This is a genomic window from Staphylococcus sp. B1(2026) (assembly GCF_058895785.1).
The window spans coordinates 1-15,284 of record NZ_JBZXTS010000033.1 but is presented as its reverse complement, the minus strand read 5'-3'; the positions used below and the strand labels follow the sequence as shown (position 1 = coordinate 15,284).

Below are 15,284 nucleotides of genomic sequence, written 5' to 3'. Positions count from 1 at the left end.
CTTGTACTCACATTAATTCTTCTTGCTTCTGCATAACAAGAAACGCCTTGATTTAAAACTCTATTAATTGAAATCATTTTTTCTTCTACATTGTATTTTCTATATTTACGCATAATAAACTCCCCTTATAGTTCTACTAAAATTTTTTATTTTTAGTGTCCACCATAAGGGGAGCATATCACATCTCGCTAATAATTTTAAATTTTCGGGACATAATCAAAAAGCATTGACATATAATTTGATAATTTTTTTATATTTTTTTATTTGTCATATTATATTATTGATGTGGATCAAGCATCGTTAATGCTACTTTTCCAGTTTTATCATTAATTTCATGAACCCATACTGTGACGATGGCACCAACTGTAACAACTTCCATTGGATGTTTAATAAACTTTTTACTTATTTTAGAAATATGTACTAGTCCATCATTTTTCAAACCTATATCTACAAAGGCACCGAAATCAACTACATTTCTGACAGTTCCTTCTAATTGCATACCTGGTTTTAAATCTTTTAATGTCACAACATCAGATTTTAAAAGTGGTGTTGGAAAATTATCTCTGATGTCGCGCATTGGTGCAATTAAACTGTCTTTAATATCTGTTAAAGTAGGTACACCGATTGATAATTCTTGGGCTAATTGATTTAAATCAATTGATTTTAATTGTTGTTTTAATTTTTCTGTACCTATATCATTAACCGTTAAATTTTGTGATTTTAATAAAGCTACTGTTGCAGAATAACTTTCTGGGTGAATAGCTGTTGCATCTAGAATATTATCTCCTTCAAAGATTCTTAAAAATCCTATGGCTTGTTCATATGTTTTTTTACCTAAACGCGGCACTTTATTAATTGATTGTGAATTTGTGAAATTACCATTTTTTTGACGGAAATCTACAATATTATTTGCAATTGTTTTAGAAACTCCTGATACATATTGTAATAATTGTGCTGATGCAGTATTAATATTCACACCTACTTGGTTAACTGCCGTTTCTACAGTAAAATCTAATACTTCTGTTAATCTTTTTTGGCTAACATCGTGTTGATATTGCCCTACACCGATAGATTTTGGATCAATTTTGACTAATTCACTTAATGGATCTTGTAAACGACGAGCGATAGATACCGCTGAACGTTCTTCTACTTGGAAATCAGGAAATTCTTCACGTGCTATATCTGAAGCTGAATAAACAGAGGCACCCGCTTCATTAACAATAACAAAATCAATTTTTTTATTCGCTGTTTGAAGACATTGTGCAATAAATTGTTCAGTTTCTCTCGAAGCTGTCCCATTACCGATAGCAATTAAATCGATTGGATAATCGTTTAATATTTTATTAATTATTTGCTGTGCTTGTTCTTGTTTAGCTTTTGGAGCTGGTGGATGTGGATAAATCACATCTTTCATCACAAAATTACCTTGTTGATCTATTAGTGCCAATTTACATCCAGTACGATAGGCTGGGTCTACACCTAAAATCATTTTTTCTTTTAAAGGTGCTTGTAATAGTAGATTTCTTAGATTTTCTCCAAATACGACTATTGCTTGTTCTTCAGCGATTTTTGTTAATTCACTACGAATTTCTCTTTCAATTGAAGGGGCAATTAAGCGATGATATGCATCTTTAATCACTTGATTTAATAAAGTATCTACAACTGTAGGTTGCGTAATAATTTGTTTCGCTAAATATACATAGAATTTTTCGGCTTCAATTTGTAAGTCTACTTTTAAAATTTCTGATTTTTCTCCACGATTTATTGCTAATACACGATGAGGTAAAATTTTAGCTAAACGTTCTTGATAATCATAATACATTTGATAAGTGGCTTGTTCATCTTTTTCTTCACCTTGTTTTTTTAAAGTTGTAACTAGCCAACCTTGACTTAATGTACCTTGTAAAATATATTTTCTGTAAACCGCTTCGTCTGCGATTTTTTCTGCAATAATATCTTGTGCACCTTGTAACGCAATTTCTTCGTTCTCTACTTCATCAGTAATATATTTCGCTACTGTATCGGCTAATTGCTTTTTATTTTGTGGTAAAGTTAATAAATAATCCGCTAATGGTTGTAAACCTTTTTCTTTAGCTATTGTGGCACGCGTACGTTTTTTCTTTTTGAAAGGACGATATAAATCTTCTACACGTTGTAATTGTGTTTGTAGCATAATTTGTTGAGATAATTCTTCAGTTAATTGACCTTGTTCATCAATTAAACGTATAACTTCTTCTTTACGTTTATTTAATTGTGTAATGTACTGGTAACTTTCTTCGATATGTTTAATTTGAATTTCATCTAAGCTACCTGTCATTTCTTTACGATATCTTGCTATGAAAGGTACTGTATTATCTTGTTGTAATAAATCAATAACTGCTGCAACTTGTTTTTGTGATATTTTTGTCAGCTGACTAACTTGTTGAATAATTGACATGGTACTCCTCTTTCTTGTCTAAATAAGTAAATCATTAACGATTTTAACACATTGATTATTTAAAAAATATCTACGTGGTAAACGTTTCGATAAACCACATAAAATTTCATAATTAATTGTATTAGCATAATTTGCAACTTCATCACATGTAATTGTTAAACCAGATTGTTGTCCAATTAATGTAACTGGCGTATGTATTGGATAATCTTGCGATACTGCAACCATACATTGATCCATACATATTCGCCCTACAATTTCACCTTTTTCTTCACCGACAATCACTGACATACCTTGCATACGACGTAGCCAACCATCGGCATAACCAATGGGTAATGTTACAATGTGAGTAGGTTGTTCTACAGTATAAGTCGCACCATAACTTACTGTGTCACCTTTTAATAATTGCTTGCTTTGTACAACATGTGTTTTCAACTGTAATGCTGGAAGTAATTGATTAAAAATTGTATTTTCATAAACATAATTTGACGGATAGTAGCCATATAAGGCAATACCATATCTATAAGCATTACAAATTTCCATATCTAACGATAATAATGTACTTGCTGAATTTTGTGCATGAATATATTCTAATGATAAATATGATTGAACAAATTCCAATAATTGTTTAAATTTTTGATATTGTTGTTGCGTTAACTGTGTATTTGGTTCATCTGCGCTTGCAAAATGAGTAAATAGACCTGTTATCACAATCATATTTGTTGATTGTGATAATTTTATGACTTGCTCTAATTGCTGTTGATTTTGTAAACCTATACGTCCCATGCCCGTATCTAACTTAATATGAAATTTAACAGGAACTGTTAAATAGGGTAAAGCTTCCTCTAGCCATGTAACAGATGGAATAGTTAATGTAATTTCATATTGATGTGCAAGTTCAATGTCTCTTGGTGGAATAACACCTAAAATTAAAATAGGTGTTGTAATTTGTGCTCTTCTTAATTCAATTGCTTCATCTAAAGTAGCAACCGCAAACATATCAATATTTGTAGTTTCTAAAAATTTAGTAATTGTTTTGCTTCCTAAACCATAACAATCCGCTTTAACTACGGCAATTATTTTTTTATTACGATACTGTTTGCGAATCATTGTTACATTATGTAAAATGGCACTCAAATCAATATCAATATAACTTGATCGATAAAAACTGTCCATGTTTTCACTCCTTAAATTTCTTCAATAACCACCATTGCTATTGCTTGTGTCACATGATGTGAAATTGATAGCCAAACTTTATCATTTTGACATAAAATTTGTGGTGCGCCTTGAGAATTGTTAATAATTACAATTTCTTGAAAATTAATGCCTTGACTAATTCCAGTACCAAGTGCTTTGACAAATGCTTCTTTAGCTGCATATCTTCCTGCTAAAAATTCTATTTGACGTTTTTTTGACTTGAATTGTTGATATTGTTGATATTCTACTTCACTTAAAATACGTTGTGCAAACTTTGGTTGTTTTTCTTGTATTTTTGTTAATGTAGGAATATCTACTATGTCTGTACCAATACCTTTAATCATTATATCGCCCTTTATCTAATGTTTGTTCAATTTCTTTAATTAAATTTTGTCTTTTTTGTCTTTTTTGACGTACTTGTGATAAACGTTCAGTATATTGTTCTACTATATTATCAGAAGTACTGATTATTTTTTGTTGTAATTGTACATTTTCATCAACCACCACAAAAGTCCAAAAAGAAATAGCAGCTAAATACTGTTCGCCTGTTAGTATATTTTCACCAATAACTTTAGCAAATACTTCAATGGAACGATTACCACTGCCTGTGACATATGATTCTAAATAAACAATATCATCTAATTTTATAGGTTGAACAAAATACAAATCATCAATTGACGCAGTGACTGCTTTTTGCCTACAAAATTTTGATGCACTAATTGAAGTTAACTCATCTAACCAAGCTGTTAAATTACCACCGAAAAGAAAACCGTAACTATTGCAATCAGAGGGAAGTACTCTACGTGTTTGTGTAACAAGAGTGGTTTTAGATTCAATAAACTGCATATTTTTCTCCTAATCTTCTAGGTCATAATAAATTTTATAATATCGCAAACCTTTTTGTTCATCATAACCTTGTTCTATACGTTCTGTATTACTTGTAATTTCTCGTTTAATTTTAATTTCAATACTATTATCTAAAACAATTTGTTTTTTAAAATGTTTTTTAGCTTTTTTTACTGCTTTATCAGCAATATCAAATTGATCTGGAATAACGACATCTGTTTGTTGTGTGATATAACTTTTAAATTGTGCACCGAGTTGTTCATCTTCAAATACCTGCTCTACAAAATCTTCTATCTCAAAATTTTGATGATGTTCGAAATAATTAACTGATTGATCTAATAATGTTAATTTCTCTTTAGCTGGTAATTGATGATTAATATCTTCAATAAAATATTGACAATTATCTAATAAAGTTGTTGTCAAATGAAAATCATTATTATCAATTTTTAAATTTAAGAATTGTTCTTTCCAATATTGTGCATCATTTGTTGCTTTATCTAGCATGAAAACTTTTGTTGGTATTTTCTGACCCATATCACAAATTAAACAGCCTTTATCTAGTTTAGTAATATTTGTCCCTTGAAAATAATTTAAATTAAAGTAAGCTTCTTCATTAGCTACATTAATATAATTATCTTTTTTCTCTCCTTTGAAGATACCTACAATATTAGTTTTAATATTATCAATTGTCGCATTTTCTATATAAGCTACATAAAGTTCGCCAGATTTAATATTTGGATGATCTGCTACATCATATAGATGTTGTGCCATATTTTTAGAAATATCAACAAAAGTTTCTTGAGAATCAAATAATTGTTTCGTAAAATGATAAATTTCATTTAATTCTACATCACTAGAATGATGAAAATGATAACTTTCTTCAAATTTAAATGATGAGAAAAAATAAGATTTTAAATAATCATTGGCAATCGCACTATCTAATGGCACACAAAAATCTGATAAAATGATTGGTTGTTCTTGTGTTTTATTGCCCACACTATGCACAATCAAATTTTTAATATGCGCTTCAAAAAAATTATTCATACTATCTCCTAAGTTTCTAATTGAATTGTTATTTCATTTAAATGATAATGATTTAATGACGCAACTAAACTATGTAATTTATGTTGATAGTCATCACGATGATCAATATTGTCTACTTTAACATGACACGTTAATATTTTATAATCTTGATTTAATTGCCATACATGTAAATGTCGTACACTAATAACAAAATCATGTTGCAATAGTATGCGTCTAATTTTTATAATGTTAACTTGTTTAGGTACATTTTGCATTAAAATTTGAATAGATTGTTTTAATACATAAAATGCACTTCTCAGTATTATAAATGACACGATCACACTGGCCACCGTATCTGCCCAATGCCAATTGAAAAACATAACTAATAAAGCTGCTATAATTGCACCTACTGAACCTAACATATCTGCTAGCACATGAAGAAAGGCTGCTCGAACATTTAAATTATCTTCAACATCACCATATAGCCACATTAAACTTGCCACGATGATATTTACAATTAAACCAATAATAGCAATAATTAACATCGTTTTAGATAAAATTTCAGGTGCTAAAAAAATACGTTCTATCGCTTCGTAAGCAATATAAAAAGCAATAATAAATAATAAAATACCATTGAAAGCTGCTGCTAATATTTCAGAACGCCCATATCCAAACGTATTATATCGATCAGATTTTTTCTGACTTAATACACTTGCTAAAACTGCTAACCCTAAAGAAAAGGCATCTGTCAACATATGACCAGCATCAGCAATTAAAGCTAAACTGTTAGAAATATAACCACCAATCAACTCTACATACATAAATAATGTAATTAAAACAAAGCTAATCCATAAAACTTTTCGATTATTTGGTACATGACTATGATGATGATCATGATGGTGGTGATGATGACACGAATGTTTTGACATTGATTCTCCTTCTTTCTAAATAACATATTTTCTATTGTATCATAAAATATTCATTAATCTCTAACAATATCATGTTACAAACTCTATTAATTATCTTAAATAAAAATCAATACTCATTATATAAATAATGAATATTGATTTTATTAATTGAATACGACTATCTATATAAATAGCTATTCTTTAATATGATGTTTATTTACTATATTTTAAAACAATTTGTCCACATACTGTTTCTAAATCAATTGCCGTATTAGCATTTTTATCTTTAGGCACCATCATTAAAGTACTCATTTTTCCTGATTTATTATTTAACTTAGTGTATTGTGCGTCATCCATACTGTCTATTGTTCCAAATTTAGTTTTAGCTGTTGCATTAAAAATCACTTGTGGTACAATGTTAGCTACAATTTGCCCCATTGTTGTTTGAGCTTGTACTGATTTAGATTGTGGATAAATTGATAATTCAATGCGACCATTTGTTGTTTTATTATGAATATTTTCAGCAACAACATTAGTATAAATCAAACCATTTACTGAAGTTAAATTTAAGTGTCCTACTAAACTATTAGTATAGCGAATATAACCATGTACTGAATTTAATTGTGCAATTTCTGCTGGCACTTTATTCACAGAAATTTTACCACCTGTTGTTTCTAAATTTAATGTTTTTACACCTATTCCTTCAACAAATAAACTACCATATAACGCATTCAATTTAAGTTTTGTAAAACTTGTGTTTTTTGGACATAATACTTCAATTTTAGTTTTAACAAAATTATGATGACTCTTAATCGTTAATTTATTATCTTGTTGTTGTATTTGATAATAAGCTTTTTCTTCAATTTTACCACTTAAAGGTACCGCTTCTACACGTAAGGTAGGTTTAAATACTTCATTAGATTCTATAATTTTAATGAATCCTTGTGCAATATCAAATTCTAATTCTTCAATTTCATCTGTTAAATTCATGACATCAGACTGTGCTTTTTTACCAGTTATATTAATATATTCTTGTGTTTCAACTGTATTTTTAACTGTTTCTACACTTTCTTTTAAAGTATTAAAAATATCTCCTACAATTCTAGTACCTTGTTTTAAAAAGTCATTAAAATCGAAACTTGATATATCATCATCTGCGACAGCTCTACGTGCTGATTCTTCCGCTTCTTTAGAAATATTTTGAGTTGATTTAGTAAATTCAGTTTCTTCTGTATGAGAGGTTGAATCATCCAGTTGTTTTAATAATGCTATTGCTTCTTCTGCTGTAATATGACCTTGTTCTAATAATTGTAAAATTTTTTCTCTTGATAGCATGTACATATCCCCTTTTCATTATTAAATTCTATTTGATTATATACGAAAACCCGATATAAATATATCGGGCTTTTGTAGTATCTTTAATCATTATTTAGTTGGATGTAATAATGGGGCTAAATATTTAGCTGTATAACTTAATTGATTGTTAATTAATTCTTCTGGTGTACCTTTGGCGATAACAGTTCCTCCACCATTACCCCCTTCGGGTCCCATATCAATAATATAGTCGGCCGTTTTAATAACTTCTAAGTTATGTTCAATAATAATAACTGTATCTCCATTATCAACTAATCGTTGTAATACCACTAATAATCTTGAAATATCATCAACATGTAAACCAGTCGTTGGTTCATCAAGAATATAAACTGTTTTACCAGATGAACGTCGATAAAGTTCAGATGCCAATTTCACACGCTGTGCTTCACCACCTGATAAAGTAGTTGAACTTTGGCCTAATTGTACATAGCCTAATCCTACATCTACTAATGTTTGTAATTTTCTAGCAATACGTGGTTGATTTTCAAAGAAATAACATGCTTCTTCTACTGTCATTGCTAAAACATCTGCTATATTTTTACCTTTATATTTTACTTCTAAAGTTTCTTGATTATAACGTTTTCCTTCGCAAATTTCACAAGGTACATAAACATCTGGTAAAAAATGCATTTCAATTTTTAAAATACCATCACCATTACATGCCTCGCATCGACCGCCATTAATATTAAAACTAAAACGTCCTTTTTTATAACCTCTAACTTTAGCTTCATTAGTTTCTGCAAACAATGTACGAATATCATCAAAAACACCTGTGTAAGTAGCTGGATTAGAACGTGGTGTACGTCCAATTGGTGATTGATCAATATCTACTACTTTTTCTAAAGTTTCTATACCTGTTACTGATTTTACACCTTTAGCACCATGGACAGCGCCATTTAATTGGTGTGCTAAAGTTTTATATAAAATTTCATTTACTAATGTTGATTTACCTGAACCAGATACACCTGTCACACAAGTCATGACACCAATTGGAAAATTGACATCAATATTTTTTAAATTATTAGTTTTGGCACCCTTCACCTTCATCCAACCTGTTGGTTGACGACGTATTGATGGTACGGGAATAAATTTCTTACCTGATAAATAAGCACCTGTTAATGATTTCTTATTACGCATCACTTGTTTGGGTGTACCTGCTGCTATAATTTCACCACCATGCACCCCTGCACCCGGACCAATATCAATTAAATAATCCGCAATACGCATCGTATCTTCATCATGCTCAACTACAATTAATGTATTTCCTAAATCTCTCATTGATTGTAATGTTGCAATTAAACGATCATTATCTCTTTGATGTAGACCAATTGAAGGTTCATCCAAAATATATAATACACCCGTTAATCTTGAACCTATTTGTGTCGCTAAACGAATACGTTGTGCTTCACCACCTGATAATGTACCTGATGCACGATTTAATGTTAAATAATCTAAACCAACATTTTCTAAAAATGATAAGCGTTCATTAATTTCTTTTAATATTGCCTTGGCAATAAACATATCTGTATCAGATAAAGTCAGTCGTTCAAAAAAAGCTAATGCTTCTTTAATAGAAAATTGCGTAATTTGTGCTATATTATGACCATTAACTTGCACCGCTAAAATCATTGGTTTCAAACGATCGCCATGACATTCTTGACATATTTGTTCAGCCATATATTTAGATAATTGTTCACGACTATATGAAGAATCATTGTAACGACGTTCTATATTACGAATAATGCCTTCGAATGGTGCAATTTTTCGTTTAGCTTGACCGTTCATCCCTATATATTCAAAAGTTACTTCTTCATTGCCACTTCCGTAAAACAAAATATCTTGTTCTTTTTTAGTTAGATTTTTAAAAGGTATGTCCATATTGATGGCATACTGTTTACATACAGATCTTAATAATTCTGGATAATAATTATGTGTCGCACCTGCCCATGGTTTAAGTGCCCCTTCATTTAAAGATAGTGTTTCATCTGGCACAACTTCTGCTAAATTAACACGCATTTTCATACCTAAACCGTCACAAGCATGACAGGCACCTAAAGGATTATTGAACGAGAACATACGTGGTTCTAATTCACCAATTGAAAAACCACATATTGGACAAGCATGTTTACTAGAAAAAGTGAGTTCTTCACCACCTATAATTTCTACTTTCACTTGACCTGCTGTTAATTTTAATACTGTTTCAAATGAATCGGCTAATCGACTTTCAATTCCTTCTTTAACAACAATTCTATCAACTACAATATCAATATCATGTTTTTTATTTTTATCCAATACAATATCATCATCTAAATCACGTGTTTCGCCATCCACTCTAACTCTGACAAACCCTTCTTTTTTGATATCTTCTAAAGTTTTAACATGCGTTCCCTTTCGTGCAATGACAACTGGTGCTAAAATTTGTATACGTGTTTTTTCAGGTAGTGCCATAATTCTATCTACCATTTGACTAATTGTTTGAGAGGTAATTTCTATATGATGATTCGGACAAAATGGATGTCCTACACGCGCATATAATAATCGTAAATAATCATAAATTTCGGTTACTGTCGCAACTGTCGAACGTGGATTTTTTGACGTTGTTTTTTGATCAATTGAAATGGCTGGTGATAAACCTTCAATTGTATCTACATCTGGTTTATCCATCTGCCCTAAAAATTGACGTGCATAAGCACTTAAACTTTCGACATAACGACGCTGACCTTCTGCATAAATAGTATCAAAAGCTAATGATGACTTACCAGAACCTGATAAACCTGTCATAACGACTAATTTATTACGTGGAATAGCTATATCAACATTTTTTAAATTATTAGCTCTTGCACCTTTAATAATAATTTTATCTTTCATAAGTATCTCCTAAATATAATCTGATCAGTATAATATTATCAGTATAGCATATCTCAAGATGAGATGATATAAATATAACTACAAAAAAACTTTAGTACACTATATTATGCACTAAAGTTTTTTACTTTATTATTTTTTAAAAATACCGAAAGGTTTACCGATTTTTACAAACTCATAACCAAAATGAGCATTTAATAATGTTGCTGCTGAACCATAGAATGATACTATAGAAATTAATAATTCACTATAAGCAGCTAATGTATGCATAGCATGTTTAGCAATACCTAAAGTTGATAAACTTAAACCTATAAATAAGAAATCTATTAAAACAAAAATAATAAATAAGACTTTGTTTGTTTCCATGGCACCAATTGTCATGAATAATGTAAAAATTAAATAACCTATAAATGCAAAACCTAATTGTTTAACATCACCAGTAGCTAATTTTTCGCCAAATACACCATGTTGCATTAACCATGTTGTTGCGACACCAAACCAAAATAATCCGTATGCACCAAAAGCGGTTGCACCAAAAACATTTTGACGTTTTGTATCTTCAATACAAGCATATATTTGTGCCAATCCACCTAAAAATATTGCCCAAGGAATAATAAATGATGTTGCTTCTGTCCACCCTAATTTTTGAGATGAGGCAACTAATGTTACGATTGCTAATCCAAATAAACCTAATGATGATGGATCTGAATTTAAAATTTTAACTTCATTGCGTTGCATAAAAAATCCTCCTAATATTAATAAAACCTTATAAAAAGTAACAAAAATAAAGTCTTTTGTCAATTAGATAATTAATACTTTATGGATAATTTCATCATAATTAATGATTATTTAACAACTCTTCGAATATGTGATAATTCTTTTTGATAAACCGTACCTTTTAAATCCATAATTTCAACTGGTGTTGTAACATTAGGTGCATGAAGCATTTTATCTTGACCTAAATAAATACCTACATGATGAATGATACCTTGTTGATTCGTAAATAATAATATATCACCAGGTAAAGCATCATTATAATTTTCTATATTTTGACCTATTTCGGCTTGTTGTGGTGTATCTCTAGGTAATTGAATATCCATTAATCTATATAAAGTATAAACTAAACCACTACAATCAAATCCTTCACTACTAATACCTGCCCAAATATATCTAGTGCCTACTAATTGCTTCCCTGTTTGTAACATCTCTTCTAATGTCAGAGGTTGTTTAATATCTTTTGCATCTTGTTTACTAATCGTCATAGTGCCATTTAAAGTAACAACTTCATAATTATCATTATTCTCTTTAATCACTGGTATATATGTTCCCATAGAAAATTTATTATTTTGTTGTTCGACACTTGGTTTTGTAATAACAATTTGTTGAGATGTTGGTACATAAGATTCAGGAATATCACTTAAATCTGAAGCAAAGACCCAACCTTCATAACCTAATTTATTAGAACGATTAGGTTGCTGTAATGCAACGACTTTCGCATAATCACCTTTAGTTTCTAAAACTTCTACTACATCATTATATAATAATTCAGAATCAACTAATTGCTCATCAAATAATTGAATATATTCAGCATCTGTTAATTGATAATTTACATGTTTTGTCGAGTGTAATAATAGTTTATTTTTTAATGCATTTGTTTCTGGTGTTTTAAATAAAAATGTTGAAAAACGATTAATCATCTTTTTATTTGATGTTGGTTGCCATTGATGATTAATAGCAACTTTTTTCTCTTTAACTATTTCATCTGATTGATGATGATTAGATAAATAACATGCACTATAAATAATAGAACATAAGAAAATAAAAACATATAAACCTAAAATTAAAAACTTATATTTTTTAAACCACATTATACTCATCCTTTTGTTATTTTTGTAACGATATTGTAACATAAAATAAATAAAAATGATATATAAAATATCATTTTTATTTATCAATTGCTTTTAATTCAATTAATTTATCTCTTAATTTCGCAGCATTTTCAAAGTCCATAGCTTTAGCCGCTTCTTTCATTGCTATTTCTGTTTCAACGATTAATTGTTCAAGATTATCTATTGTTACTGTGTCTTCAATAATTTCTTCTGGTGTTTCAGTTGCACTAATATTGTCACGAATAGCTTTAATAACAGTTTTAGGTACAATGTCATGTTTTTTATTATATGCTTCTTGTATAGCACGACGACGTGCTGTTTCTTCTATTGCTACTTGCATTGAACGTGTTACATTGTCACCATACATAATCACACGACCATTTTCATTTCGAGCTGCACGACCGATAATCTGAATTAAAGCACGTTCTCCTCGTAAAAATCCTTCTTTATCTGCATCTAAAATAGCTACTAACGAGACTTCTGGTAAATCTAATCCCTCTCTTAATAAATTAATACCTATTAATACATCAAATACACCTAAACGTAAATCTCTTAATATTTCAGTACGTTCTAATGTTTTAATGTCAGAATGTAAATACTGTACTTTGATACCATGTTCTTTAAAATATGTCGTTAAATCTTCGGCCATTCTCTTAGTTAATGTTGTCACTAAGACACGGTCACCTTTATTAATCGTCATTTGAATTTCATCAATTAAATCATCGACCTGATGTTTAGTAGGACGCACTTCAATAATAGGATCTAATAAACCTGTTGGTCGAATAATTTGTTCTACCATAGTTGGACAGTGTTCAATTTCATAAGGACCTGGTGTTGCTGAAAAATAAATACATTGATGTGTACGTTGCTCAAATTCATCAAATTTTAATGGACGATTATCTAATGCTGAAGGTAATCTGAAACCATGATCAACTAAAACTTGTTTTCTCGCACGGTCACCATTATACATTCCTCTTACTTGTGGTAATGTCACGTGTGATTCATCAACGAATAATAGCCAATCATCTCCAAAATAATCTAATAAAGTATAAGGTGTTGAACCGATAGGTCTATTTGTTAAATGAACAGAATAATTTTCAACACCTGAACAAAAACCCATTTCTTGAAGCATTTCTATATCATAATTCGTACGTTGTGCTAAACGCTGCGCTTCTAATAATTTATTTTCTTTTTCAAACAACTCTAATTGTTGATGTAATTCGTTTTCAATGCGTTCAATAGCAACTGTCATTTTTTCATTGCCGGTAACAAAGTGTGAAGCTGGATAAATTGCGACATGTTTTCGTTCAGCTAAAACTTCACCTGTAAGATAATCAATTTCACGAATACGTTCTATTTCATCACCAAAAAATTCAATACGTAAGCACTGTTCATCGCGTGAAGCTGGAAAAATTTCAACAACATCTCCTCTCACTCGAAAAGTACCACGTTTAAAATCAATATCATTTCTTTGATATTGTGTATCTACTAAGCGATGTAATAATTGATTTCTACTAATTTCTTGTCCTAAACGAAGAGAAACTACTAAATTTTTATACTCTTCAGGAGAACCTAAACCATAAATACAACTAACTGAAGCAATAATAATGACATCATCTCGTTCAAATAATGATGATGTAGCACTATGTCTCAATTTATCAATTTCATCATTCACAGATGAATCTTTTTCGATATAAGTATCTGTTTGTGGCACATATGCTTCAGGTTGGTAATAATCATAATAAGACACAAAATATTCGACACGATTATTAGGAAAAAATGATTTAAACTCACTATACAACTGACCTGCTAATGTTTTATTATGTGCAAGAATCAATGTTGGTTTACCAACTTGTTGAATAATATTAGACATTGTAAAGGTTTTTCCTGTACCTGTTCCACCTAACAATGTTTGATGTTTTTTTCCATTTTTTACGCCGTCTACTAATGATTTTATTGCTTGGACTTGATCGCCAGCAGGTTTAAAAGGTGCAACTAATTCAAAATCATGATGTTCTGTCATTTTATTTCCTCCATTAATCTCGTATGAAATATTATATCATATAACTAAAAAATGATTGACTATCATGTCTTAATTATTTACTAAGTATCTATTGCATAGTTCAAAATCCTATGGGGGTCAAGAAGGTTTAAAGCCTTTAAAATAAAAAATAGGCTACATCGCAATTAATTCCTAAGTAAATATAATTGATAATTCAAAATATACGGTGTATATTAGAAGTAATTATGTATGGAGGAGGTATAGATAGTATGAAAATTAATAAATATTATTTATTATTAATCGCTAGTATTGTTTGGCTTATTGCTGGAGCAAATGTACTCAATATAGGTCTTCAACTTTATTCAGCATATATCAGCGTTATAAATATTATTTTATCTATTATCATTTTTTTAATTTTCTGGTTAAAAGTTTTTAATCCACTTGTTAATAAACATACACAACGTATTACTAGTTATACAATATTACAACAACCCATTTATAATTTTTTTGATAAAAAAAGTTTTATAATTATGGCTTTCATGATTACTTTGGGTGTTGTGATACGTGTTTTTCATTTAGCACCTGAACGCTTTATTGCTATTTTTTATAGTGGTTTAGGTAGTGCTTTAACATTAGCTGGTTTAAAATTTTTATATCAATTTTTTAAATATCGTAATTAAAATTATTAAAGATGACATCATTTCTAAAATGATGTTGTTTTTTTATTACTATTACTATAAAAATCA

The 15,284-nt window shown here is 29.7% G+C and carries 12 protein-coding genes; 1 reads left to right on the top strand and 11 read right to left on the bottom strand.

Going from position 1 to position 15,284, the window contains the following annotated elements; genetic code table 11:
- Positions 1-277: 277 nt before the first annotated feature.
- The 11 genes from AC5EAH_RS06000 to uvrB all read right to left on the bottom strand — a co-directional run bounded on the left by AC5EAH_RS06000 (position 278) and on the right by uvrB (position 14,559).
- Positions 278-2,437, bottom strand: a complete 2,160-nt coding sequence (locus AC5EAH_RS06000; RefSeq protein WP_493493865.1) for a Tex family protein — start codon at positions 2,435-2,437, stop codon at positions 278-280.
- An 18-nt stretch (positions 2,438-2,455) separates the two neighbouring features.
- The gene (gene alr / locus AC5EAH_RS05995) at positions 2,456-3,610 is read right to left on the bottom strand and encodes an alanine racemase (protein WP_493493864.1); all 1,155 of its coding nucleotides are present in this window, start codon (positions 3,608-3,610) and stop codon (positions 2,456-2,458) included.
- A gap of 11 nt (positions 3,611-3,621) precedes the next feature.
- Positions 3,622-3,975: a holo-ACP synthase gene (acpS, locus tag AC5EAH_RS05990; protein WP_493493863.1), complete on the bottom strand. Its 354-nt coding sequence runs from the start codon at positions 3,973-3,975 to the stop codon at positions 3,622-3,624.
- Positions 3,968-4,477 carry an acyl-CoA thioesterase gene (locus AC5EAH_RS05985; protein ID WP_493493862.1) on the bottom strand — a complete coding sequence of 170 codons (510 nt, stop codon included), beginning with the start codon at positions 4,475-4,477 and terminating at the stop codon, positions 3,968-3,970. Before AC5EAH_RS05985 ends, acpS begins: the two co-directional genes overlap by 8 nt.
- A 9-nt stretch (positions 4,478-4,486) precedes the next feature.
- Entirely contained in the window at positions 4,487-5,521 is a 1,035-nt protein-coding gene (locus tag AC5EAH_RS05980) for a nucleoid-associated protein (RefSeq protein ID WP_493493861.1), read from the bottom strand.
- Positions 5,522-5,529: 8 nt separating this feature from the next.
- Positions 5,530-6,429 (bottom strand): cation diffusion facilitator family transporter, encoded by a 900-nt coding sequence (locus AC5EAH_RS05975; RefSeq protein ID WP_493493860.1) that lies wholly within the window; start codon positions 6,427-6,429, stop codon positions 5,530-5,532.
- Positions 6,430-6,621: 192 nt separating this feature from the next.
- Positions 6,622-7,743, bottom strand: a complete 1,122-nt coding sequence (locus AC5EAH_RS05970; protein ID WP_493493859.1) for a DUF4097 family beta strand repeat-containing protein — start codon at positions 7,741-7,743, stop codon at positions 6,622-6,624.
- 90 nt (positions 7,744-7,833) lie between these two features.
- Complete coding sequence (uvrA, locus tag AC5EAH_RS05965; protein WP_493493858.1) at positions 7,834-10,650, bottom strand: excinuclease ABC subunit UvrA; 2,817 nt, start codon at positions 10,648-10,650, stop codon at positions 7,834-7,836.
- A 129-nt stretch (positions 10,651-10,779) separates the two neighbouring features.
- Positions 10,780-11,385 carry an acetate uptake transporter gene (locus AC5EAH_RS05960; protein WP_493493857.1) on the bottom strand — a complete coding sequence of 202 codons (606 nt, stop codon included), beginning with the start codon at positions 11,383-11,385 and terminating at the stop codon, positions 10,780-10,782.
- A 107-nt stretch (positions 11,386-11,492) separates the two neighbouring features.
- Positions 11,493-12,515, bottom strand: coding sequence for a C40 family peptidase (locus AC5EAH_RS05955; protein ID WP_493493856.1), 1,023 nt, complete (start codon positions 12,513-12,515; stop codon positions 11,493-11,495).
- A 76-nt stretch (positions 12,516-12,591) separates the two neighbouring features.
- Complete coding sequence (gene uvrB, locus AC5EAH_RS05950) at positions 12,592-14,559, bottom strand: excinuclease ABC subunit UvrB (protein ID WP_493493855.1); 1,968 nt, start codon at positions 14,557-14,559, stop codon at positions 12,592-12,594.
- Between the two features lie 248 nt (positions 14,560-14,807).
- Between uvrB and AC5EAH_RS05945 the strand changes: the two genes are divergently transcribed.
- Positions 14,808-15,218, top strand: coding sequence for a hypothetical protein (locus AC5EAH_RS05945; RefSeq protein WP_493493854.1), 411 nt, complete (start codon positions 14,808-14,810; stop codon positions 15,216-15,218).
- The last annotated feature ends 66 nt before the right edge of the window (positions 15,219-15,284 follow it).